Genomic DNA, 23107 nt, shown 5'->3' with positions numbered 1-23107 from the left:
CGGGAGAATGTCATGAGTGCAGCAGCAATCGAGGCCAAGAGCCTCCCTGTTCCGAACGTCACGGTCAATCCCTGGCTGATCGCCATCGTGGTCGCTCTCGCGAGCTTCATGGAGGTGCTCGACACCACCATCGCCAACGTCGCGCTACCCTATATCGCCGGCGGCATGGGCGTGAGCCAGGATGAAGCCTCCTGGGTGGTCACCTCCTATCTGGTGTCCAACGCCATCATCCTGACCGCCTCCAGCTTTCTCGCCAAGATGCTGGGGCGGAAGACGTTCTTCCTGATCTGCCTCGGCATCTTCACCGTCAGCTCGATCCTGTGCGGCTTCGCGCCCAATCTGAACGCGTTGCTGCTGTTTCGCATCCTGCAAGGTCTCGGCGGTGGCGGCATGGTGCCGGTGGCGCAATCGATCCTGGCGGATGCGTTCCCGCCGGCCAAGCGCGGACAGGCGTTTGCGGTGTTCGGCATCGCCGTGGTGGTGGCGCCGGTGGTTGGCCCGACGCTCGGCGGCTGGCTCTCCGACAATCTGTCCTGGCACTGGTGTTTTCTGATCAACGCGCCGGTCGGCCTGTTCGCGACGATTGCGATCGCCGCGGTGCTGCGGGAGCCGGCGAAGGCCCGTGAACAGAACAAGGACCAGAAGCAGGACAACTCATTCGATGTCATCGGCTTCGCGCTGGTGGCGACCTTCCTCGGCGCGCTCGAGGTGACGCTCGACCGCGGCCTGGAGGACGACTGGTTCGGATCGTCCTTCATCGTCATCTCGGCGGCGATCTGCGCCACCGCTTTCGTGCTGATGATCCCGTGGGAGATGACCCGCCGCAATCCGATGATCGATTTGCGGATGGTCGCGACCCGCCAGTTCGGCGCAAGTTTCCTGGTGATGCTGGCGACCGGCGCCATCCTGCTCGCGACCACCCAGTTCCTGCCGCAGCTGGTGCAGCAGGATTTCGGCTACACCGCAACCTGGGCCGGCCTCGTGCTGTCGCCCGGCGGCGTGGTCACCATGCTGATGATGTTCGTGGTCGGCCGGCTCGCCGCAAGGGTGCAGCCGAAATACCTGATCATCGCCGGCGCGCTGGTGATCGCGGCCTCGATGTACAGCATGACCAACGTGTATGGCGATCTCGGCTTCTGGTTCATGGCGCGCTCGCGCATGCTGATCGGCATCGGCCTGCCGCTGATCTTCATTCCGATCATGACGGCGTCCTATGACGGCATTCCCGCCGGAAAGACCGACCAAGCCTCCGCCCTGATCAACGCGGCACGCAATACCGGCGGTTCGATCGGCGTCTCGCTCGTCTCAAACGTGCTGACGCACCGCGAGCAATTCCACCAGAGCCGGCTGGTCGAGCAGGTGATGCCGTCGAGCCCGCAATACCAGGACACGCTACAGCAGGTCACCGACTACTTCGTCGCCCAGGGCAATGCGCTGGCGCAGGCGCATCAACAGGCGATCCAGTGGATCGGCCAGCAGGTGCAGATCCAGGCCTCGTTCCTGTCCTACATGGATGCGTTCTGGGTACTGATGCTGATCGCGCTGTCGGCAATCCCGCTGGCGCTAACCTTGCGCAAGGTCAAGCTGGGTGGCCCCGCTCCTGTCGGCCATTGACGAACAGCGGAGGTCAGCTGCACGACGCCCGCGCCGGGATCGGCGCGGGCGTATCGCTTTGGATCGTCTCGACAGAGGCTAAATGCCGCTCGTGGCGGCAATGATCGTGTCCCTCAGCCAGCGGTGTGCGGGCAGATCGTCGAAGCGGCGGTGCCAGCTCATCACGCTCTGCAGCTTCGATGCGTCGAGCGGCAGGTCCCGCATCTCGATCGGATAGGCGCGGCGGAATTCGAGCGCGAGCTTGCGGCCGAGGATCGCGACCATATTCGATTGCACCAGGACGGCGCCGGCGGACAGATACGGCACATCGGAGGCGATGGTGCGCTCGGCCTTGCGGGCTCGCAGCCACGCATCGATGAAATCCAGATCCTCGCCGCTGGAGGTGATCGCAAGGTGCGGCAGCTCGACCAGCGTCTCGCCGGTCAGCTTCTTGCGCAACGCCGGATGACCGGCGCGGAGCACCGCGACGAAGCGATCCTCGATCAACCGGCGGGATGCAAAGCGCTCGCCGTCCAGGGCGCGCGCCGAGATCGCAAGATCGAGTTCACCGCGGTCGAGCCGGTCGGCGAGATTGAGCGTGCCGCTCGGCACCAGCATCAGCCGCACCTTGGGCGCTTGCGCGCGCACCGCCGCGATGATCGCGCCGGCCACGACCACCGCGGCGTAATTGTTGACGGCAATACTGAAGCGCCGCTCCGCCTGCGCCGGGTCGAACCGCTCGCCCTCGACGGCGAGTTGCAAATCGCTCAGCGCCTTGCGGACCGGCAGCGCCAGCGCTTCGGCGCGCGGCGTCGGCAGCATGCCGGCCGGCGTGCGGACGAACAGCTGGTCCTTCAGCGCATGACGCAACCGGTTCAGCGCGTGGCTCACGGCGGGCTGGCTGATGGCGAGCGCGTCGGACGCGCGCACCACGCTGCGCTCGCGCATGACGGCGTCGAACACCAGCAGCAGATTGAGGTCGAGATTGCGCATCCGCATGCCCTACATCATGCACGATATGAATTGACGGATAAAGACAATTCATTTGAATAATATCTGGCGCGGTCCCAGCTTCCGGGCATGCCCAAGAGCCCGCACAGCATCATCGCGGTCCCGCCCCTCCCCGCCACGGCGGGTGTGCTGGTCGGCGTCCTGGCCGCCCCCGATGCCGCCGAGATCGCCATGCCGGAAACCTTCGCACGCTGGCAGCAGCTCACGCCGCTCGCGACATGGCTGCCGATCGCGCTTGGCGAGACCAGCTATGCCGACATCCTGAGCGGCGTCGCGGACGCGCTCGATCGTACCGGCATGGCCCCGCGGCAGCTAATCCTTCTCGGCGAAGGAGCAGTCGCGCGGCGCACGCTCGAATTGGCGCTGCGCGGCGAATTGCCCTGCGGCGGCATTGTCGCCATCGACGTCTCCTCCGACGCGCTGCCGTTTCCCGTGGTGCCGACCGTGACCGCAATCCGGCTTGTCATTCATCACGACGACGAGCCGCAAGATAGCCTGATCGACGCACTGCGCGCCGCCGATCTCGACGCGCGCATCATCAATCTCGACCTGACTGCCGGCCGCAGAGCTGAAGCGGCCGCTGCGAGCGCAACTGAAACCTTTGTCCTGGAGCTGGTTGCAACGATCGGACGCCGGACAACCGAAGGAGCTGGTGACCCATGACATCGAAGACTTTCAAGATCGCATGCGCGGGCCTGGCGGCCGCCGCCGTAATCGGCGCCGGCGCCTATGCCGCATATCGGCCAGACGGCGCGAGGCAAACGACCGAGCCGCAAACCGTCCCGTCCGCCGTCCCGGTAACGGCGGCAAAAGTCCTGCAGCATGATGTACCGATCGTGCTCGAGGGCCTCGGCACGGTGACGCCGCTCAACACGGCCACCATCCGCACCCAGGTGCAGGGCACGCTCGACAGCGTCGATTTCGTCGAGGGCAAGCAGGTGAAGCGCGGTGATGTGCTGGCCAGGATCGACCCGCGGGTCTACGAGGCCCAGGTCGACCAGGCCGAGGCCGCGCTGGCGCGCGACGAGGCGAGCCTGAAGAACGCCAGGACCAATCTGGCGCGAACCCAGCCGCTCGCCAATCGCGGTTTCGCCACCCAGCAATTGCTTGATACACAGGATTCGCAGGTCTCGCAGGGCGAAGGCACCGTCGCACTCGACAAGGCGGCGCTGGAAGCGGCGCAGACCCAACTGAGCTTCGCAACCATCACGGCGCCGTTCGACGGCGTCACCGGCATCCGCCGCATCGATCCCGGCAACATCGTGCACCCGACCGACAGCAACGGGCTCGTCGTGCTCACCCAGCTGCAGCCGATCGCGGTGATTTTCACGCTGCCGTCCGGCGATATCCCCGGCGTGCAGCAGGCGCTGGCATCCGGCGACGCCTCGGTCGAGGTCTATGACGCCCAAAACAAGCACAAGCTCGACCACGGCAGCCTGATGCTGATCAACAACCAGGTCGACAGCTCGACCGGCACCGTGCAGTTGAAGGCGTCGTTTCCAAATGCCGGCAACACGCTGTGGCCCGGCACCTTCGTCAACGTCCATCTGACGATCGCGATTCGCCACAACGCACTCACCGTGCCGCTGACGGCAGTGCGCCAGGGGCCGGACGGCAGCTTCGCCTATGTTGTCGGCCCGAACAACGTCGTCAACATCCGCAATGTCACGACCGGTCAATCGCGCGACGGGCAGATCCTGATCGAGCAGGGCCTCACCGCCAACGAGACCGTCGTCACCGCGGGCCAGTACCGGCTCAATCCGGGGACCACGGTCGAGATCGTGCCCGACGACAAGAAAGACCAGGTCCAGGACGCAACCACCGCAAGCGCAGGGATGCTGCCATGAACGTCTCCGCAGGATTCATCCGCAAGCCCGTCGCCACCGCCTTTCTCGCTATCGCCATCGTGCTGGTCGGCATGATCGCTTTCGTGAGGCTGCCGGTCTCGGCGCTGCCGACGGTGGATACCCCGACCATCCAGGTCACGGCGCAATTGCCCGGCGCCGACCCACAGACCATGGCCTCCTCGGTCGCAACCCCGCTGGAGCGGCAGTTCGGCCAGATCGCGGGTCTGACCGGCATGAGCTCGAGCAGCGGGCTCGGCAACACCCAGATCACGCTGCAATTCGCGCTGAACCGCAGTGTCGATGCCGCCGCGCAGGACGTGCAGACGGCGATCGATGCGGCATCGGGGCAATTGCCCAAGACCATGCCGTCGCCGCCGACCTTCCATAAGGTCAATCCGGCCGACGTCCCGGTGTTGCTGATCGCGTTGATGTCGGACACCGAGCCGCTGACCAAGGTCGACGACTATGCCGACAGCATCCTGGCGCAGAAATTGTCGCAAGTGCCGGGCGTCTCGCTCGTCACCATCGGCGGCATGCAGAAGCCGTCGATCAGGGTGCAGGTCAATCCGGCCAAGCTCGCCGCCGCGGGGCTCGACCTCGAGCAGCTGCGCACCACGCTGGGCAACATCACCGTGAACCAGCCCAAGGGCGTGCTCTACGGCAGCCAGCAGGCCTATACGCTCGCCACCAACGACCAGGTGCTGGTCGCGAGCAAGTATGACGATCTGATCATCGCCTATCGCAACGGCGCGCCGGTCCGGCTGCGCGATATCGGGCATGCCATCGTGGCGGCCGAGGACGTTACGCTGCACGGCTGGTACAATGACAAGCCGGCGGTCATCCTCGCGATCCAGCGCCAGCCCGGCGCCAACGTGATCAGCACAGTCGATGGCATCAAGAAGCTGCTGCCGCAGCTGGTGTCGAGCCTGCCGTCCGACATCAAGGTTCAGATCGCTTCCGACCGCACGCAGACCATCCGGGCCAGCGTCGCCGACGTTCAGTTCACCCTGGTGCTGACCATCGCGCTGGTGGTCGGCGTGATCTTCCTGTTCCTGCGCAATCTGTGGGCGACCATCATCCCTGCGGTGTCGGTCCCGATCTCGCTGATCGGCACCTTCGGCGTGATGTATCTGCTCAACTACAGCCTCGACAATCTGTCGCTGATGGGCCTGTCGATCGCGGTCGGCTTCGTCGTCGACGACGCCATCGTGATGATCGAGAACATCTCGCGGCATATCGAGGAAGGCCTCTCTCCGATGCAGGCCGCGCTGAAGGGCGCCGGCGAGATCGGCTTCACCATCATCTCGATCTCGGTCTCGCTGATCGCGGTGTTCATCCCGCTGCTGCTGATGGGCGGGGTGATCGGCCGCATGTTCCAGGAATTCGCCGTTACGGTCTGCGTTTCCATCGTCGTGTCGGTGATCGTCTCGGTGACGCTGACGCCGATGATGTGCGCCTATCTGCTATCGCCGCACCAGGGCACCGAGGCCGGAATCACCTCGCGCACGCTGGAGCGTGGCTTCGTTGCGATCCAGACCGCCTATGAAGCCGTGCTGGCCGCCGCGCTGCGCTACAGGGCGACGACGCTGTCGATCATGCTGGCAAGCGTCGCGGTGACCGGCCTGCTGTTCGTGGGCATTCCCAAGGGCTTCTTCCCGCAGCAGGACACCGGCATGATCACCGGCATCACCGAGGCCTCGGCTGACATCTCGCCGGCGCAGATGGCGACGCTGCAGCGGAGCGTGATCGACGTTATCGCCAGGAATCCTGCCGTCGCCAATGCAACCGGCTATATCGGACCGGGCGGCCCGACCGTGACCGAGAACAATGGCCGCCTGTTCGTGCTGTTGAAGCCGCGCGCCGAGCGCGATGCGTCCGCCGATCAGGTGATCCGGCAGCTCGATACCGCGCTGCAGAAGATCAAGGGCATGTCGGTGTTCATGCAGGCGACGCAGGACATCAATCTCGCCAGCCGTCTGTCCAAGACGCAGTACCAGTTCACCCTCACCGACGTGAACCAGGACGAGCTCAATCTGTGGGCCGGCAAGCTGTATCAGAAGCTGAAGACGTTGCCGGAGCTGGCCGACGTCGCCACCGACCAGGCCAACGCCGCGCGTCAGCTCAAGCTGCAGATCGACCGCGACGCGGCCTCCCGCCTCGGCATCGATCCGGCCGCGATCGACAACACGCTCTATGATTCATTCGGCCAGCGGCATGTCGCCCAGCTGTTCACGACGCTCAATACCTATTACGTGATCCTGGAGGTCGATCCGTCGTTCCAACTCGGCCCCTACGCGCTGAACCGCATCTACATCCGCTCGTCCGCGGGGACGATGGTGCCCTTGAGCCAGATCGCGAGCATCGACTACGGCACCGCGCCGCTCGCCGTGAATCATCAAAGCCAATTTCCATCGGTGACGCTGAGCTTCAATCTGGCGCCAGGCACGGCGGTGGGAACCGCGGTCGCAGCCGTGCAGAAGGCGACCGCCGACCTGCACGTGCCGTCGACGGTGGTCACCAGCTTCCAGGGTAACGCGCAGGCGTTCCAGGCCGCGCTGGCGTCGACGCCGATCCTGATCCTCGCCGCGGTGGTCGCCGTCTATCTGATCCTCGGCATGCTCTATGAGAGCACGATCCATCCGGTCACGATCCTCTCGACCCTGCCGTCCGCCGGACTCGGCGCGCTGCTCGCGCTGTGGGCGTTCGGCTTCGGGCTCGACGTGATCGGGCTTATCGGCATCATCCTGCTGATCGGGATCGTGCAGAAGAACGGCATCATGCTGATCGATTTCGCGCTCCAGGCCGAGCGGCACCAGCATCTCTCCGCCGAACAATCGATCTATCAGGCCTGCCGGGCCCGGTTCCGCCCGATTCTGATGACGACGATGTGCGCGATGCTCGGCGGCGTGCCGCTGATGATCGGCACCGGCACCGGCTCGGAATTGCGCCAACCGCTCGGCTTCGCGATCGTCGGCGGGCTGATCGTCTCGCAGCTGATGACGCTGTTCACGACGCCGGTCGTCTACATCTATCTCGACAGGATCAGCCGGTCGTTAGGCAAGCTGCGCGCAGGTGCGCGAGAGGCCGCGCCGCACGAGCCCGAGGCGGCTTCGTGACACGCTCGTCTTAACCCGCCCGGCGGCGCTGGCCGCGCCACCACAGGCCGAAGGCGACCGTGACTGCGGCGGCCAGCGCGAACCAGGTGATGGCGTATTGCATATGGTCGTCCTTGAGCCGCACCTTGAGCGGTCCCGGCTTCGGCGTGCCGCTGTCCGGCACCGGCGCCTCGAGATCGATATAGAACGGCGCGACTTGAGCGCCATCTTGGCCCCAGCCGAGCGCCTGCGCCATCGCGCGATGATCGCGCACGAACCACAGCCGCTTCGCCGCATCTTCCTTCGGCGTCAGCCGGCCCGGCGGTTCGGGAAATCGGAGATAGCCCGTGAGTTCGACCGGCGCGCCGCCAACGAGGCGCCCGGTGACGCGATCCTCGAAGGCACGGTCCTGCATCGTGTTCTGGACGAAGCCGGTGTTGACCACGACGGTCTCACCGCTGGCGAGCTTCGCCGGCAGGAATGCCCAGGTGCCGGGGCCACTGACATCGTCGCGCACCGCGGAGCCGGAGCTGAACACCATCGCGTCGGGCAGCTTCGCATAGGTCGCGGTCAGCGTGACGCGACGGAATTCATCCTTGGCTGAGGTCAGCGTGGGCCATGCCGAGGGCGGCGGCAACGCCTCGGTCGGCGCGGCCAGCCGCGCGTCGAGTGCTGCGATCAACGCGTGCTTCTCGACCCGACGCTGCAATTGCCAGACGCCGAGGGCAACAAATACTACGATCAGGATCAGCGTGAAAATACCGAAGCCGGCCGCGCTCGGCCGAGGTGAACTTTTTGACGCGTTTTCCTGGCGCGAACCGGCGCCCACTTCGCCGGACAACGCTTTGTTCGTGGTCTCGTTCATTTCGGGTCGCGCTCGATCAACTGGCCTTCCGCGGCCTTGTGGTGGAATTGCAGCGCGATCAGCAGCGCCTTCATCGAACGCAGCGGCAGGATCGTTGTCACCACGATCAACGGCAGCCACAGCGCGGCATGCAACCAGAACGGCGGCTGGTACTTCACTTCCACGATCAACGCGGCCGCGACCACGATGGCGCCGGCCAGCATGATGATGAAGACCGCCGGTCCGTCGCCGGCATCGATGAAGGCGTAGTCGAGGCCGCAGGCCTGGCAGCGCGGCGCCAGCGTCAGGAAGCCGGAATAGAGCTTGCCTTTGCCGCAGCGCGGGCAGCGGCAGGCGATGCCGCGGAGCGCGCTCTCGGTCACGGTGGGCGGGGTATCGGTCATTGGTTCTCTTCAAAAGCAAAGGGGCGGCCACCAGGCCGCCCCCTCTTAGCACGTCAGAGAAGTTAGTGGGCGCCGTGGGCCATCGACTCGGCGCCGTGGCCCCAGACGTAGATGCAGATGAACAGGAACAGCCAGACCACGTCGACGAAGTGCCAGTACCAGGCGGCGAATTCGAAGCCGAGGTGCTGCTTCGGCGTGAAGTGGCCGGCATAGGCGCGGATCAGGCAGACCAGCAGGAAAATGGTGCCGACCAGCACGTGGAAGCCGTGGAACCCGGTCGCCATGAAGAAGGTCGCGCCATAGACATTGCCACCGAACGAGAACGTCGCATGGGCGTACTCATAGGCCTGCACACAGGTGAAGCAGGCGCCGAGGATCACGGTCAGGATCAGGCCCTGCTTGAGGCCCTGGCGATCGTTCTCGAGCAGTGCATGGTGCGCCCAGGTGACGGTGGTGCCCGAGGTCAAGAGCAGCAGCGTGTTGAGCAGCGGCAAATGCCAGGGATCGAAGGTCTCGATGCCCTTCGGCGGCCAGGTGCCGGGCACCGAGCAGGCGCCCATCGCCGTGCCGGGCCCGCAGCCGAACACCGCATCGCGCGTGGCATGCACCGCATCGGCCGGGAACAGCGCCGAGTTGAAGAAGGCCCAGAACCAGGCGACGAAGAACATCACCTCGGAGGCAATGAACAGAATCATGCCGTAGCGGTGGCTGATCTGCACCACGCGGGTGTGGTCGCCCTTGTACTGGGCTTCCTTGATCACGTCGCTCCACCAGCTCGCCATGGTGTAGAGCACGCCGATGGTGCCGATACCGAACACGATCGGCGCGGCGGAGTACATGTGATGCATCCAGCCGATCGCGCCGAACGCCATGATGAAGGCCGAGATCGAGCCGACCACGGGCCACGGGCTCGGGTCGACGAGATGATAGTCGTGATGCTTGACTTGCGCCTCAGCCATTGCCGTCTCTCCATTCGCGTGCCGCAAGGCACGTCTTAATCTTAAAATTCCAATCTCATCAGCATGATCTTCTCGGAAAACCGGTCCCCACTTTTCCGGATCATGCTCTAGCCGCCCTTGCGCTGCTCCGCCTCGCCGGCCGCCACGGGCTTCGGCGTGGCGTCGCGCACGGGGAAGAAGGTGTAGGACAAAGTGATCGTCTTCAGCGTGTCGTTCTCGCTGTCCTTGGCCAGCGCCGGATCGACATAGAACACCACGGCCATCTCGCGCTTCTCGCCCGGGGCCATGGTCTGTTCAGTGAAGCAGAAGCAGTTGATCTTCTGGAAATAGGCGCCGACCGTCAGCGGCGCGACGTTATAGGCGGCCTGGCCGATGGTGGTGCGCGCCGACTGGTTGGTCACGGTGTAATAGACCGTGACGACCTGGCCGATCTTGACGTCGATCGTGGTCTGCTCGGCCTCGAACTTCCAGGGCAGGCCCGGCGCGACGTTGGAATCGAAGCTGACTGCGATGGTACGCTCGAGCGGCGCATCCGAAGGCGCCGAGGTCGCCACCTGGGTGGTGCCGTTGAAGCCGGTGGTGCGGCAGAACCAGTTGTAGAACGGCACCGCGGCGTAGGACGCGCCGACCATCAGCACCACGACGAAGCCGCAGATTGAGGCAACCAGCGCGTCGCGCGTCAGCATGCGGCGCGTGACCTTGGCGCCCTCGCCTTGCAGCGGTCCCTGGTTCGCCATCTCGCTCACAGCGGCCGCACCAGCACGGCTGGCCCCTTGACGAGGGTGACGGCAAAGAACAGCACGACCATGACGCCAAGCGCGAGCGCAATGGCGATCGAGCGCTGGCGGCGGCTCTTGAGCTGCGCCTCGGTGAGGACGATGCCTTCTGGTTCGTTCTTGTCGTCCATTGCTATCCCGTGCACCCCCATCTGGCCCCCCGGCGTCCTCTACCCGATGAAGACGGGCAGGATCGCGCGGACCACGACCTCCGCGAGGAGGACGGCGAACAGCGCAAACAGATAAAGGATCGAGAAGGCGAACAGCCGGCGCGTAGCGCGGCTGGCTGCAACACCCTCGCGGCGGCGATAGACCGCGATGGCGAGCCACAGCATGCCGGCGCCAAGCACCAGCGAGGTGACGCCATAGATCGCGTCGAAATAGCCGAGCGGCCACGGCACAAAAGCAATCGCGACCAGCACGATGGTGTAGAGCAGGATCTGCAGCCGGGTCGCATCCGGACCGGCGACCACCGGCAGCATCGGGATGCCGGCGCGCGCATAGTCATCGCTGCGGAACAGCGCCAGCGCCCAGAAGTGCGGCGGGGTCCAGAAGAAGATGATCAGGAACAGCAGGATCGGCTCGACCGAGAGCGAGCCGGTCGCGGCGGCCCACGCCACCACCGGCGGCAGCGCGCCGGCGGCGCCGCCGATCACGATGTTCTGCGCGGTCCAGCGCTTCAGCCACATCGTGTAGATCACGGCATAGAAGAAGATCGTGAAGGCCAGCAGCGCGCCAGCCACCCAATTGACCAGGATGCCGAGCGTCATCACCGAGAAGAAGGCGAGCGTGATGCCGAAGGCCGCCGCCTCGGTCGGCGTGATCCGGCCGCGCGGGATCGGCCGGTTGGCGGTGCGTGACATCAGCGCGTCGACGTCGCCCTCATAGGCCATGTTGAGCGCACCGGAGGCACCGGCGCCGACCGCGATGCACAGGATCGAGGTGAACGCCAGCACCGGATGCACATGCACCGGGGCGATCATCAGCCCGACCAATGCGGTGAAGATCACCAGCGACATCACGCGCGGCTTCAGCAGCGCGATGTAGTCGCCCACTTCGGCCTCGGAGATCCGGGGCAGCTCGATGGCGTTGTGATCGACAACCGACAAGATCAGGTCTCACTTCTCTCAAAGGGCGCGACGCACGCTTGAGGTGCGCCGCGTTGTCTGGGACTTACTGCACGCGGGGCAGCACTTCGAACTGGTGGAACGGCGGCGGTGAGGTCAGCGTCCACTCCAGGGTGGTCGCACCCGCGCCCCACGGATTGTTCGCGGCCTGTTCCTTGCGGACGAAGGCATCGATCACGCCGTAGATGAAGATCAGGACGCCGACGCCGGAGATGTAGGAGCCCCAGGAGGAGATCAGGTTCCAGCCGGCGAACGCGTCCGGATAGTCGACATAGCGGCGCGGCATGCCCGACAGGCCGAGGAAGTGCTGCGGGAAGAACACCAGGTTGACGCCGACGAAGGTGAACCAGAAGTGCGCCTTGGCGATCTTCTCCGAGTACATGTAGCCGAACATCTTCGGGAACCAATAGTACCAGCCGGCGAAGATGCCGAACACGGCGCCGAGCGACAGCACGTAGTGGAAATGCGCCACCACGTAATAGGTGTCCTGCAGCACGCGGTCGACACCGGCGTTGGCCAGCACGACGCCGGTGACGCCGCCGACGGTGAACAGGAAGATGAAGCCGATCGCCCAGATCATCGGCGCCTTGAACTCGATCGAACCGCCCCACATCGTGGCGATCCAGGAGAAGATCTTCACGCCGGTCGGCACCGCGATCACCATCGTGGCGGCGACGAAATAGGCCTGCGTCGCCGACGACATGCCGACGGTGTACATGTGGTGCGCCCACACCACGAAGCCGATGCCGCCGATCGCGACCATCGCGTAGGCCATGCCGAGATAGCCGAACACAGGCTTGCGCGAGAAGGTGGAGACGATCTGGCTGATCATGCCGAAGGCGGGCAGGATCAGGATGTACACTTCGGGGTGACCGAAGAACCAGAACAGATGCTGGAATAGCACCGGGTCGCCGCCGCCGTCAGCCGCAAAGAAGGTGGTGCCGAAATTGCGGTCGGTCAGCAGCATGGTGATCGCACCGGCGAGCACCGGCAGCGACAGGAGCAGCAGGAATACGGTGACCAGGATCGACCACACGAACAGCGGCATCTTGTGCAGGGTCATGCCCGGCGCGCGCATGTTGAAGATCGTGGTGATGAAGTTGATGGCGCCGAGGATCGACGAGGCACCCGCGAGATGCAGCGACAGGATCGCGAAGTCGACCGCCGGGCCGGGATGGCCCGAGGTCGACAGCGGCGCGTATATGGTCCAGCCCGCACCGACGCCGTTGGCGCCCGGCTCGCCCTCGACGAAGGTGGACATCAGGAGCAGCGCGAACGAGGCCGGCAGCAGCCAGAACGAGATGTTGTTCATGCGCGGGAACGCCATGTCCGGCGCGCCGATCATCAGCGGCACCATCCAGTTGCCGAACCCGCCGATCATCGCCGGCATGACCATGAAGAAGATCATGATCAGACCGTGCGAGGTCACGAACACGTTATAGGTGTGCGTCTCGTGGAATATCTGGACGCCCGGGTACATCAACTCGGCACGGATCGCGATCGACATCGCCGCGCCGATGATGCCCGCGATCACCGCAAAGACCAGGTACATCGTACCGATGTCCTTGTGGTTCGTGGAGTAGAGATAACGCCGCCATCCGGTCGGATGGTGGGCGTGATCGTCATGTCCGTGATTTTGGGCGTGATCGTCGTGTGTCGCTGCGCCTGTCGCCATGTTCAAAATCCTGCCTTGCAGTCCCTCTCGGACCTTGCGGTCCCGTCGCCCTTATTCCATACGTGCCGTAAGCCGTTCGGGCCTACTGCGCCGCCTGACCAGCCGAGGCGTAGGAATTCGCCGGGTTGGTCGCAAACTTCTTCTTCGCCCCTTCAACCCAGGTCGCGAATTCCTGATCGCTGACGACCCTGACCGCGATCGGCATGAAGGCGTGGTCCTTGCCGCACAGTTCCGAGCACTGGCCGTAGAACACGCCGGTCTTGGTCGCCTTGAACCAGCTCTCGTTGAGGCGGCCGGGGATCGAGTCGATCTTGACGCCGAACGCCGGCACCGCGAACGAGTGGATCACGTCGGCGCCGGTGGTCTGGATCCGCACCACCTTGTTGACCGGAACCACCATCTCGTTGTCGACGCCGAGCAGGCGGGGCTGCTTGTCCTTGTCCAACAGCGAATCGAACTCGAACTTGCCGTTATCCGGGTAAGCGTAGGACCAGTACCACTGCTTGCCGGTGACCTTCACGGTGAGGTCCGGCTTCGGCACGTCGAGCTCAAGGAACAGCAGGCGGAACGACGGCACCGCGATGCCGACCAGGATCAGGACCGGGATCAGCGTCCAGGCCACTTCGATCAGCGTGTTGTGGGTGGTCTTGGAGGGGACCGGGTTGGCCTTGGCGTTGAACTTCACCACCACGATGACGAGAAGCGCCAGCACGAACAGCGTGATCAGGGTGATCAGCACCAGCAGGAAATTGTGAAACCAGATGATGTTTTCCATCACCGGGGTCGCGCCCTCCTGCAGCGTGTGCTCCCAGGGGGCCGGCTGCCCCATTTCGGCGAACGCCGATCCCGCGGCGACCGACGCCACACCCGCTACCGTCAACCCCAGCAATTGCCTGCCCAACCGGCCAATCGACATCTTCATGCCGCTCGCGCTCCCTTGCATTGTTCCCCAAAGCACCCCCGGCATGTGGCCGAAAATGCAGCACGATCCGCCCTGACAAACGGCCTTCCGGACATACCCGTCTCTGAGTCAAGGTGGGTACGGGAGCCAGATCGCTAGAACGCGTCGAAATCCAGCCTCTCAAACCATAATTCTCAGGCGCTCGCAATGCAGTAGTGGGGCCGAAAGCCATGCGCCTGCGATGAACCTGCCGGTTGCGATTTTTCCCGCAAAATCAAGCGAAAGCCCTTGGACCAATTGTCCACCCTGCTTGACAGGGAGATTGCCGGATGTACCCACAGGCGGGTGTTCTTTAAGAACCTGATTCGCTGCGGGTTGCCGCAATCCGGCGCGGGAATGGCTTCAAGATCGCCTTCAAGGCGCCCTATTGCGGTATCAGTCGACTTGCGCGTGCGACCGGTGGCCGGAATGGCCGGACTGACCAAACATCTCAAAGGATCGACCCGGATGGGCGCTTCAAACATTCAGGCTGGACGAAAGGCCGGCTGGCTCGGCGGGCTGCTGGTTCTGGCCCTCAGTTTCGGCCTGACCCAGGCGGCGAACGCCCAGGGCGCGGTGCGCTCGGTCCACGGCGACTGGCAGATCCGCTGCGACACCCCGCCAGGCGCCCAAGCCGAGCAATGCGCGCTGATCCAGAGCGTGGTCGCCGAAGACCGCTCCAATGCCGGCCTGACCGTGATCGTGCTGAAGACGGCCGACCAGAAGAGCCGCCTGATGCGCGTCGTCGCCCCGCTCGGCGTGCTCCTGCCCTCCGGCCTCGGCCTCAAGCTCGACAATCAGGACGTCGGCCGCGCCGGTTTTGTCAGATGCCTGCCCAATGGCTGCGTCGCCGAGGTCGTGATGGACGACAAGCTGCTCGGCCAGCTCAAGAACGCGAAGACGGCGACATTCATCATCTTCGAGACCCCGGAAGAGGGGATCGGCTTTCCGCTGAGCCTGAACGGGCTCGGTGAAGGATATGACAAATTGCCCTAGGCGGCTCACTTCGCTGCGTCTCAGGACGCAAAGGCACGTAGCCCGGATGGAGGGCAGCGCAATCCGGGGCCGCTCTAATCGCGGATCGAGCAATCCCGGATTGCGCGGAGCCTGTCAACGGGCGCGCATTCGTGCGACCCGTTGGCTCCATCCGGGCCACGCCAATCTCAGCGGACGCCCGCATAATAGTCGAACAGCCCGCTTGCCTCCACGGACAGCCAGTCCGCCTCCCCCATCATGTAACCCTCGACCTGCCCGGTGATGCCGATCAGGAATGAGATCGGCATGCCGTAGAGCGCGAACGGCGTGTCGACTTCGGCGGCGTCGACGCGCGACACCAGTCCGCCGGGATCGTAGCCGATCGCAAGGCGGCGGAGCTTGAGCTGCTTGACGTAGGGCGGCACCAGCGCGCGGTTGCGATCAGTGCTGATCGAGACCACCACAAGATCGGTGCGGCCGCTCGCGGCGAGGCGATCCAGCATCGGCAGCTCGGTCCGGCACGCCGCGCACCAGGTGGCCCAGAAGTTCACCAGCACCAGCTTTCCCTTGAACGCGGTGAGATCGAGCGCGCCACCGGCGAGCGCGGGAATCGCAACCGGCGGCACCGGGCGGGCGCCTTGCACGAGCGTGAACTGGTGCCTGACGGTGCCGAATTGCGGCGGTCCCGACGCTGCGCGCGTCCGTGTTGCAGGCATCGCGAGCGAGGCGCCGGTGCCGATCAGGCCGGCGACGACGGCGCGGCGCGTGGGCACGCGAGCACAAGTCATGACGGGTTCTCCCCTTGCGCTATCCGCATCGCTCACGAGCGGATGTAGGACCAGCCGGCTTCCTGCAATTCGATGATGTGACCGGGCCCGTTGGGCACCAGGTCGACATTGTCGAGCAGCACCAGCGGATGCCCCTCGGCGCGCTCCATGCCGAGCTTGGTGGCTTCGCAGACCACGAAGCGGATGTCGGGCGTCAGCCCCCGCACCACCCGCAACATGTCCTTCACCGGCGAGGTATCGACGCGCAGCATGTGAACGCCGGCATTGTAGGCGACGACCTCGATCTCGAACGGCTCGTTGTGCTCCCGATAATATTTCGGGAGGTTGAGCGCGGTCGAGATCAGCGCCCGCATCACGGTGGGGTCGTCCGAGTTGATCGGCAGCACCACATGATGCACCCGCGGCTCGGGCTTTTTGAGTTCAGGCTTGGAAACCGCCGCAACCGAACCGGTGAGCAGCAAGGTCACCGCAAACGGGACCGCGAAGGCAAGCACCAGCCCCGCGGTCAGCGTCAGGATACGGCGGGAGATGCGCATCGCGGCCACCTCACGGCGCGCTCGCGAGCAGGGCGAACTGGCTGCGCTTGGCGTAGGCGACGATTGCGCTCAAGGTCAGCAGCACCAGCGCCGGCACCGGCGAGCCGCCGATCACGAACAGATGCGTCAGCGTAGCACCGACCATGACGCAGCTCAGCAGCACGCCGCCGAATGCTGCGACCGGGGGCAGCAGGATCAGGATGGCGCCGATGAGCTCCAGCGATCCGGTGAAATAGCGGAACCACTGGCCGAGCCCGATATGCTCGAATTCCTCGACCAGCATCGGCACGCCGTAGAACTTGGCGGCGCCCGCGGCAGCAAAGGCCAAGGCGAGCAATCCCCTGACGACCCAGAGGCTGACGGATTTCCAGCGCGATGGCGCCGCGGCAACAGCAACTGACATGGATGACTCCCCACTTGTTCAAGTCGACCGCGCAGCCCACCGCCCCTCGGCAGCAGGCCCGCGCCTTCCGGTGCACTAAATTCGGGAGTAAGATGAAAAGAACAAGTAGGATGCTTTTTGTGAGGTAGTATGAAAAAACTGACTATTGAGCCTGCCGAACCTCCGGCGGCGTCCGGGCCGTGCAATGGCGACCTGTCGGCGCAATTTCATCGCGCGCTGTCGGTGCTGGCCGGCAAATGGAAGGGCGACATCCTCTGGCAATTGGTCGACCGCAAACGCCGCTTTGGCGAGCTGCGGCAGTCGATCCCGGGCGTGACCCAACACATGTTGACCACCCAGCTCCGCGACCTCGAAGCCAACGGCCTGGTCAAGCGCACCGTCTATCCCGAGGTGCCACCGCGGGTGGAATACGAGATGACGCCGTCCGCCAGGGCGCTGAGGCCGGTGTTCGACGAGCTCTACCGGTGGGCGCAAGAGCATGGCTTTCCGACCTCGACCGGGAGCACCGCGCAGCCGGCGGCATCGAACGATCAAGGCGAGCCGGAGGACCCTGCGCGGAAGGCGGCGCGGCGTTCACGGTGATGACGACAAGGTGAGCATGGCCCGGGGCTGCCGTGATCGTCGTCACAGTCGCAGGCCCTCCCGGTTTGCCACCCCAAACACTATCTCGAACAGTTGCCGTCCGGGCCTGAACCGGGGGCCGGCGCAGGTTTCCGGGTTGTAAGATGAGTTTTCCGCTCATCTCTGCTTCAATCGGCCCGAAATCCCTGCGTCCGGGTTCCCCACTGGCAATCAGCTGCGCTTCAGGCAAGGATGACACGGAACGCCCACGGAATCGCACTGCGTCGGAGTGACCATGACCAATCCCGCCACGACCTCCCTGCTCGACCGCGCCAATCTGGACCGCGACACCGTCCGCCGCGAGGTGGCCCGTGGACTTGAGGGTGCCGACGACGGCGAGCTGTTCCTGGAGTTCGGGCAGACCGAGGCGCTGGTGTTCGACAATGGAAGGCTGAAGCAGGCCACCTACGACACCTCGCAGGGTTTTGGCCTCCGCGCCGTCAAGGACGACGCGGTCGGCTATGCGCATTCCTCCGACGTCTCGATCCCGGCGCTGATCCGCGCAGCCGACGCTGTTGCCGCCGTGCGCGGCGGTTATGCCGGGACGTTCGCCGCGGCGCCGGCGCACACCAACATCAAGCTCTATGGCGACGAGAACCCGCTCGACGGCCCGGCCTTCGAGGCAAAAGTCAAACTGCTCGGCGAGATCGACGCCTATGTCCGCGACAAGGATCCGCGGGTGCGGCAGGTCTCGGCCAGCCTCACCGCGACCTGGCAGGTGGTGGAGATCCTGCGGCCCGACGGCGAAAGCTATCGCGACATCCGCCCGCTGGTGCGCGTCAACATCTCCGTGGTCGCCGGCCAGGGCGACCGCCAGGAGAGCGGCAGCAAAGGCTATGGCGGCCGCGAGGGCTATGCCCGCTTCATCGAGACCAAGGCCTGGCGCGACGCCGCCGACGGCGCGTTGCGCGAGGCGCTGGTCAACCTCGAATCGGTGCCCGCGCCCGCCGGCGAGATGGATGTCGTGCTCGGCGCCGGCTGGCCCGGCGTGATGCTGCATGAAGCGGTCGGCCATGGGCTCGAAGGCGATTTCAACCGCAAGCAGACTTCGGCCTTCGCCGGCCTGATGGGCCAGCAGGTCGCGGCCAAGGGCGTCACCGTGGTCGACGACGGCACCATGGCCTCGCGCCGCGGCTCGCTCTCGATCGACGACGAGGGCACGCCGACCAACCGCACCGTGCTGATCGAGGACGGCGTCCTGGTCGGCTATATGCAGGACCGCCAGAACGCCCGGCTGATGGGCATGAAGCCGACCGGCAACGGCAGGCGGCAGAGCTATGCCCATGTACCGATGCCGCGCATGACCAACACCTACATGCTGTCGGGCGACCGCGATCCGGCCGAGATCATCGCCTCGGTGAAGAACGGCATGTATGCCGCCAATTTCGGCGGCGGCCAGGTCGACATCACCTCGGGCAAATACGTGTTCCAGTGCACCGAGGCCTACAAGATCGAGAACGGCAAGCTCGGCGCGCCGCTGAAGGGCGCCATGCTGATCGGCAATGGACCGACCGATCTCCACAGGATCACCATGATCGGCAACGATCTTGCGCTCGATACGGGAATCGGCACCTGCGGCAAGAACGGCCAGGGCGTGCCGGTCGGCGTCGGCCAGCCGACGCTCAGGATGGAACGGATTACGGTCGGAGGAACGGGCTAGTGAGCAGCGGAAACGAAGTCGTGGCAACCAAGCAAACCAGCTGGCGCGGGCAGGCCGTGCAACTGGCCGCGATCGTGGCCGTTGTGTTCCTCGCCAAGGGCGCGATTGCCGAGCCGTTCTACGTGCCGTCGGGCTCGATGGAGCCGACGCTTTTGATCGGCGATGCGCTGGTCGCCTCGAAATTCCCCTACGGCTACGGCGCGGCGTCGCTGCCGATCCAGATCACGCTGCCGGAGACCGGCCGGCTGTTTGGCGAAACGCCGAAGCGCGGCGACGTCGTTGTGTTCCGCTGGCCGGGCGACCGCTCGCAGGCCTGGGTCAAGCGCGTGGTCGGGCTGCCCGGCGACCGCATCCAGATGCGGCAGGGCCAGCTCTTCATCAACGATCATCCGGCGGCGCTGAAGCCCGATGGCACCGGCTTTGCCGAGGATGATCGCGGCGGCGGCGAGGACGCCTACCGTTACATCGAGACGCTGCCGAACGGCGTCAGCCACGCGATCTTCAAGATCCGCGACAACGGCCGGCTCGACAACACCGCCGAGGTGACGGTGCCGCCCGGCAAACTGTTCGTGCTCGGCGACAACCGGGACAATTCCGCCGACAGCCGCGTGCCGGTGCGCGATGGCGGCGTCGGCCTGCTGCCGATCGACAATCTGATCGGCCGCGCCGATGCCGTGGTCGGCTCCTGGGACATGGGCATCCGCAGCCAGCCGGTCTGGACCTGGCTGTCCGGCTTCCGCCTGGCGCGCTTCTTCACCTCGGTGCAGTAGACGGACCCGTAGCCCGGATGAGCGCAGCGACGTCCAGGGCTTGTGCCGAGACTGTCCCGGATATCGCTTCGCTCATCCGGGCTACATTCTTTGCTGGCGTAGCTGGCATCGAACAAGGCGGTCGGGGATCACGACGCGACGACCGCGTAGACCCGAAGGATGGGTGGAGCGAAGCGATACCCATCGCTTTGTGATCTCATGCACAATCAGAATCATGGGTATCGCTCCGCTCCAGCCATCCTACGGCATCTCGATGACCTCCGACCAATTTCTCGCCGCGGCGCTGCGCAACCCGGTCAATCCAGCGATCACCGACGAACTGCATCGTCTCGATCTGCCCGATGCCTGGCTGGTGGCCGGCTGCCTGGTGCAGAGCGTGTGGAATGTGCTGACGAAGCGGCCGCTCGGCCACGGCGTCAACGACTACGACGTCTTTTATTTCGATCCGGATACGTCGTGGGAAGCCGAGGACGCGGTGATCCGCGACCTCACGGCGCGGCTCGGCCACCTCGGCGTCGCGATCGAGGTCCGCAACCAGGCCCGCGTCCATCTCTGGTATCCCGGCAAGCACGGCGTGCCCTACCCCGCGCTGTCGCGTTCGACCGACGGTATCGATCGCTTCCTCAGCGCGAACGTGCAGGTCGGCATCCGCCGCAGCGCTGATGGCTACGACGTCTATGCGCCGAAAGGTTTTGCCGATATCGCCAGCATGATCGTGCGGCCGAACCGGACCGCGAATTTTTCGCCGGCGAACTACGCGGCGAAGGCTACGCGCTGGAAGGCGCTGTGGCCTGAGATCACGGTGCTCGAGGCGGAGTGAGCTTGCCGTCAATGTCATTCCGGGATGGTGCGCCAGCACCAGACCCGGAATCTCGAGATTCCGGGTTCGATGCTGCGCATCGCCCCGGAATGACGCGCGTTGCGCGTCAGCGCACCACGCCCGAGGTGAACCCCGCCTTGCGCCGCGGCGGCTTGATCTCTTTCTTCAGGAAGCAATGCGCGTCGCGGCCGGCATAGCCGGGCCGGGCGTAGGTCCAGGCGCGGCACTTGTTGTCGGCGGTGCAGGCGGCCTGGCAAGCCTCGTCGCCGTCGCTGCTCTTCAGTTCGAAGTTCTTGTAGTCGCCGCCGAGCCGGTCGATCGAGGTCTCGATGGCGCCGTTGCGCGGTTCGACCACGCCGGCGCCGCGCACCCCGGAGACGCAGCAGACGTCCTGCACCCGCGACGGCACGGTGTTCTTCAGCCAGCACACAGCGCCATTATTGGTGTCGGTCGGATAGTTGAAGCTCCAGGCCCGGCAGCGGCGGTCGCGCTCGCAGGTCAGCGCACAATCGGCCGGATCGCCGGTCGAGACCGGCGCGTTCAGATAGTCGCCGCCGGGACGGTCGAAATTGGTCTGCGCCAATGCTGGGCGCGCGACGACCGCGGCCGCGAACACCGCGAACATCACCACACACGCCCTAAAGAGGCGGCCTATCCCCATGAGATTGCTTTCAAATTTGCGCAGCCCCGCGCATTCCACGGGGCGTCATTTGAACGCCATGAACCTGTACGGCTGATGAACGGCGGGTGCGACACCCCCGCCGTCGGACCGCATGTCAGGCCTCGATCCGGCCGGGTGGGAATTAGAAGGCGTACTCCTGATAGGCCGGTTCCACCGAGCCTTTCCAGGGGCCGTTGAACTTCTCCAGCATCTCCTCCGCTGGCGAACGGCCGGTTTCGATGATGCGCTCGAGCGGTTCGAGGAAGCGGCTCTCGTCGCGTCCAAGATGGTCGATCCGGCCGCGTCGCCGTAATCCGGCATGCGACAGGACCAGGCACTCCTTGGCGATCTCGAACAGATAGCGGTCCTTGATCCGCGCCTTGAAGCCGAAACGCGGCACGTCGTCGCGCAGCGCCTGCCGCTCCGGCGTGGTCCAGTGGCGGACGATGTCCCAGGCGGCATCGAGGCAGTCGTTGTCGTAGAGCAGCCCGACCCAGAACGCCGGCAGCGCCGGCAGCCGGCCCCACGGCACGCCGTCGGCGCCGCGCATCTCGAGGTAACGCTTCAGCCGCACCTCGGGGAAGATCGTCGAGAGATGATTGGCCCAGTCCGACAAGGTCGGCCGCTCGCCGGGGAAGGCGGCATTCTTCCCGGCGAAGAAATCGCGGAACGAGGAGCCCGCGACATCGATATATTCCTCGCCGCGCTTGACGAAATACATCGGCACGTCGAGCGCGTAGTCGACATAGCGCTCAAAGCCCATGCCGTCCTCGAAGGCGAACGGGATCATGCCCGAGCGCGCATTGTCGGTGTCGCGCCAGATCTCGGAGCGGAACGACAGGAAGCCATTCGGCTTGCCTTCCGTGAACGGCGAGTTGGCGAACAGCGCCGTCGCGATCGGCTGCAACGCCAGCGATACCCGCAGCTTCTTCACCATGTCGGCTTCGGAGGAGAAGTCGAGATTGGTCTGCACCGTGCAGGTCCGCAACATCATGTCGAGGCCGTATTTGCCGACCTTCGGCATGTAGTTTCGCATGATCTTGTAACGCCCCTTCGGCATCACGGGGATCTGCGCCCGCGACCAGGACGGCGTCATGCCGAGACCGAGGAAGCCGATCCCGAGCGGAGTTGCGATCTCGCGCACCTGCGCCAGATGCGCCATCAATTCCGATTGGGTCTGATGCACGGTCTCGACTGGCGCGCCCGACAATTCGAACTGTCCGCCCGGTTCGAGCGAGATCGCCCCGCCGCCGGTGACGTCGTAGAGCCCGATGATGTTGCCGCGCTCGATGATCGGCTCCCAGCCGAGCAGGAGCTTCATGCCCTCGAGCAATGCGCCGATGCCCTTGGCGCCTTCATAGGGCACGGGTTGGTGACCCTCGAGGGTGAACGGGGTCTTCTCGTGCTCGGTGCCGATCCGGAATTCGGACTCGGGCTTCACGCCGGCTTCAATCCACGCCACGAGTTCGTCGCGCGACTGCAGCGGCGTCATGTCGATCTGGTCACGCGCCATAGAAAATCCAACTCAAGGGCGCTTCGATCGAAGTCGCGCGGTGGCAGGGGCATCCACGGGCCACAACGGCCGCGGATGATGGGATCAGG

23 protein-coding genes are annotated in these 23107 nt (G+C 65.1%); 9 read left to right on the top strand and 14 right to left on the bottom strand.

Annotated features, from left to right (window positions below; genetic code table 11):
- Positions 1–12: 12 nt before the first annotated feature.
- Positions 13–1614 carry a DHA2 family efflux MFS transporter permease subunit gene (locus tag ACVIW0_RS03520; protein ID WP_461351065.1) on the top strand — a complete coding sequence of 534 codons (1602 nt, stop codon included), beginning with the start codon at positions 13–15 and terminating at the stop codon, positions 1612–1614.
- A gap of 78 nt (positions 1615–1692) precedes the next feature.
- Here the strand turns inward: ACVIW0_RS03520 and ACVIW0_RS03515 are convergent, their stop codons facing one another.
- The gene (locus ACVIW0_RS03515; protein WP_461351064.1) at positions 1693–2592 is read right to left on the bottom strand and encodes a LysR family transcriptional regulator; all 900 of its coding nucleotides are present in this window, start codon (positions 2590–2592) and stop codon (positions 1693–1695) included.
- A gap of 81 nt (positions 2593–2673) precedes the next feature.
- Here ACVIW0_RS03515 and ACVIW0_RS03510 point away from each other — a divergent pair, with 81 nt between their 5' ends.
- Genes ACVIW0_RS03510 through ACVIW0_RS03500 form a run of 3 tightly spaced genes read left to right on the top strand, consistent with a single transcriptional unit; the run spans position 2674 to position 7567 of the window.
- Complete coding sequence (locus ACVIW0_RS03510; protein WP_461351063.1) at positions 2674–3267, top strand: hypothetical protein; 594 nt, start codon at positions 2674–2676, stop codon at positions 3265–3267.
- Complete coding sequence (locus ACVIW0_RS03505; protein WP_461351062.1) at positions 3264–4451, top strand: efflux RND transporter periplasmic adaptor subunit; 1188 nt, start codon at positions 3264–3266, stop codon at positions 4449–4451. Before ACVIW0_RS03510 ends, ACVIW0_RS03505 begins: the two co-directional genes overlap by 4 nt.
- Positions 4448–7567 carry an efflux RND transporter permease subunit gene (locus ACVIW0_RS03500; protein ID WP_461351061.1) on the top strand — a complete coding sequence of 1040 codons (3120 nt, stop codon included), beginning with the start codon at positions 4448–4450 and terminating at the stop codon, positions 7565–7567. Before ACVIW0_RS03505 ends, ACVIW0_RS03500 begins: the two co-directional genes overlap by 4 nt.
- 10 nt (positions 7568–7577) lie before the next feature.
- Here ACVIW0_RS03500 and ACVIW0_RS03495 read toward each other — a convergent pair whose 3' ends face one another.
- The 8 genes from ACVIW0_RS03495 to coxB all read right to left on the bottom strand — a co-directional run bounded on the left by ACVIW0_RS03495 (position 7578) and on the right by coxB (position 14253).
- Positions 7578–8411 carry an SURF1 family protein gene (locus ACVIW0_RS03495; RefSeq protein WP_461351060.1) on the bottom strand — a complete coding sequence of 278 codons (834 nt, stop codon included), beginning with the start codon at positions 8409–8411 and terminating at the stop codon, positions 7578–7580.
- Positions 8408–8794 (bottom strand): DUF983 domain-containing protein, encoded by a 387-nt coding sequence (locus tag ACVIW0_RS03490; protein WP_461351059.1) that lies wholly within the window; start codon positions 8792–8794, stop codon positions 8408–8410. Before ACVIW0_RS03490 ends, ACVIW0_RS03495 begins: the two co-directional genes overlap by 4 nt.
- A gap of 62 nt (positions 8795–8856) precedes the next feature.
- A complete protein-coding gene (locus tag ACVIW0_RS03485; RefSeq protein WP_461351058.1) occupies positions 8857–9753 on the bottom strand; it encodes a cytochrome c oxidase subunit 3 in 897 nt (298 codons plus the stop codon).
- Between the two features lie 107 nt (positions 9754–9860).
- Positions 9861–10490 carry a cytochrome c oxidase assembly protein gene (locus ACVIW0_RS03480; RefSeq protein WP_461351057.1) on the bottom strand — a complete coding sequence of 210 codons (630 nt, stop codon included), beginning with the start codon at positions 10488–10490 and terminating at the stop codon, positions 9861–9863.
- A gap of 5 nt (positions 10491–10495) precedes the next feature.
- A complete protein-coding gene (locus ACVIW0_RS03475; protein WP_212012421.1) occupies positions 10496–10660 on the bottom strand; it encodes a CoxF protein in 165 nt (54 codons plus the stop codon).
- A 39-nt stretch (positions 10661–10699) separates the two neighbouring features.
- A complete protein-coding gene (locus tag ACVIW0_RS03470) occupies positions 10700–11638 on the bottom strand; it encodes a heme o synthase (RefSeq protein ID WP_461351056.1) in 939 nt (312 codons plus the stop codon).
- 64 nt (positions 11639–11702) lie between these two features.
- Entirely contained in the window at positions 11703–13331 is a 1629-nt protein-coding gene (gene ctaD, locus ACVIW0_RS03465) for a cytochrome c oxidase subunit I (RefSeq protein WP_461351055.1), read from the bottom strand.
- 82 nt (positions 13332–13413) lie between these two features.
- Positions 13414–14253: a cytochrome c oxidase subunit II gene (gene coxB, locus ACVIW0_RS03460; RefSeq protein WP_461351054.1), complete on the bottom strand. Its 840-nt coding sequence runs from the start codon at positions 14251–14253 to the stop codon at positions 13414–13416.
- A gap of 486 nt (positions 14254–14739) precedes the next feature.
- Here coxB and ACVIW0_RS03455 point away from each other — a divergent pair, with 486 nt between their 5' ends.
- Complete coding sequence (locus tag ACVIW0_RS03455) at positions 14740–15267, top strand: invasion associated locus B family protein (protein WP_461351053.1); 528 nt, start codon at positions 14740–14742, stop codon at positions 15265–15267.
- Between the two features lie 167 nt (positions 15268–15434).
- Here ACVIW0_RS03455 and ACVIW0_RS03450 read toward each other — a convergent pair whose 3' ends face one another.
- From ACVIW0_RS03450 to ACVIW0_RS03440, 3 genes are read right to left on the bottom strand one after another with little or no spacing between them, the layout of a single operon-like run.
- Complete coding sequence (locus ACVIW0_RS03450; RefSeq protein ID WP_461351052.1) at positions 15435–16034, bottom strand: TlpA family protein disulfide reductase; 600 nt, start codon at positions 16032–16034, stop codon at positions 15435–15437.
- A gap of 32 nt (positions 16035–16066) precedes the next feature.
- The gene (locus ACVIW0_RS03445; RefSeq protein ID WP_461351051.1) at positions 16067–16570 is read right to left on the bottom strand and encodes a DsrE family protein; all 504 of its coding nucleotides are present in this window, start codon (positions 16568–16570) and stop codon (positions 16067–16069) included.
- Between the two features lie 10 nt (positions 16571–16580).
- On the bottom strand, positions 16581–16973 hold the full coding sequence (locus ACVIW0_RS03440) for a DoxX family protein (RefSeq protein WP_461351050.1): 393 nt from the start codon (positions 16971–16973) through the stop codon (positions 16581–16583).
- Positions 16974–17102: 129 nt separating this feature from the next.
- On the opposite strand from ACVIW0_RS03440, the gene ACVIW0_RS03435 reads away from it, so the two are divergent.
- The 4 genes from ACVIW0_RS03435 (at position 17103) to ACVIW0_RS03420 (ending at position 20844) form a co-directional block, all read left to right on the top strand.
- On the top strand, positions 17103–17555 hold the full coding sequence (locus ACVIW0_RS03435; protein WP_461351049.1) for a winged helix-turn-helix transcriptional regulator: 453 nt from the start codon (positions 17103–17105) through the stop codon (positions 17553–17555).
- 274 nt (positions 17556–17829) lie between these two features.
- A complete protein-coding gene (gene tldD / locus ACVIW0_RS03430) occupies positions 17830–19254 on the top strand; it encodes a metalloprotease TldD (RefSeq protein ID WP_461351048.1) in 1425 nt (474 codons plus the stop codon).
- On the top strand, positions 19254–20024 hold the full coding sequence (gene lepB / locus ACVIW0_RS03425) for a signal peptidase I (protein WP_461351047.1): 771 nt from the start codon (positions 19254–19256) through the stop codon (positions 20022–20024). The genes tldD and lepB overlap by 1 nt, the downstream gene beginning before the upstream one ends.
- Positions 20025–20277: 253 nt before the next feature.
- A complete protein-coding gene (locus ACVIW0_RS03420) occupies positions 20278–20844 on the top strand; it encodes a nucleotidyltransferase family protein (RefSeq protein WP_461357234.1) in 567 nt (188 codons plus the stop codon).
- Between the two features lie 106 nt (positions 20845–20950).
- Here the strand turns inward: ACVIW0_RS03420 and ACVIW0_RS03415 are convergent, their stop codons facing one another.
- Together ACVIW0_RS03415 and ACVIW0_RS03410 are read right to left on the bottom strand one after the other, a co-directional pair.
- Positions 20951–21469 carry a PAN domain-containing protein gene (locus tag ACVIW0_RS03415; RefSeq protein WP_461351046.1) on the bottom strand — a complete coding sequence of 173 codons (519 nt, stop codon included), beginning with the start codon at positions 21467–21469 and terminating at the stop codon, positions 20951–20953.
- 178 nt (positions 21470–21647) lie between these two features.
- Complete coding sequence (locus ACVIW0_RS03410) at positions 21648–23018, bottom strand: glutamate--cysteine ligase (protein WP_461351045.1); 1371 nt, start codon at positions 23016–23018, stop codon at positions 21648–21650.
- Positions 23019–23107: the final 89 nt, after the last annotated feature.

The sequence above is a fragment of the Bradyrhizobium sp. USDA 4454 genome (assembly GCF_054822705.1).
This window is presented reverse-complemented; position numbering and strand designations above follow the sequence as displayed.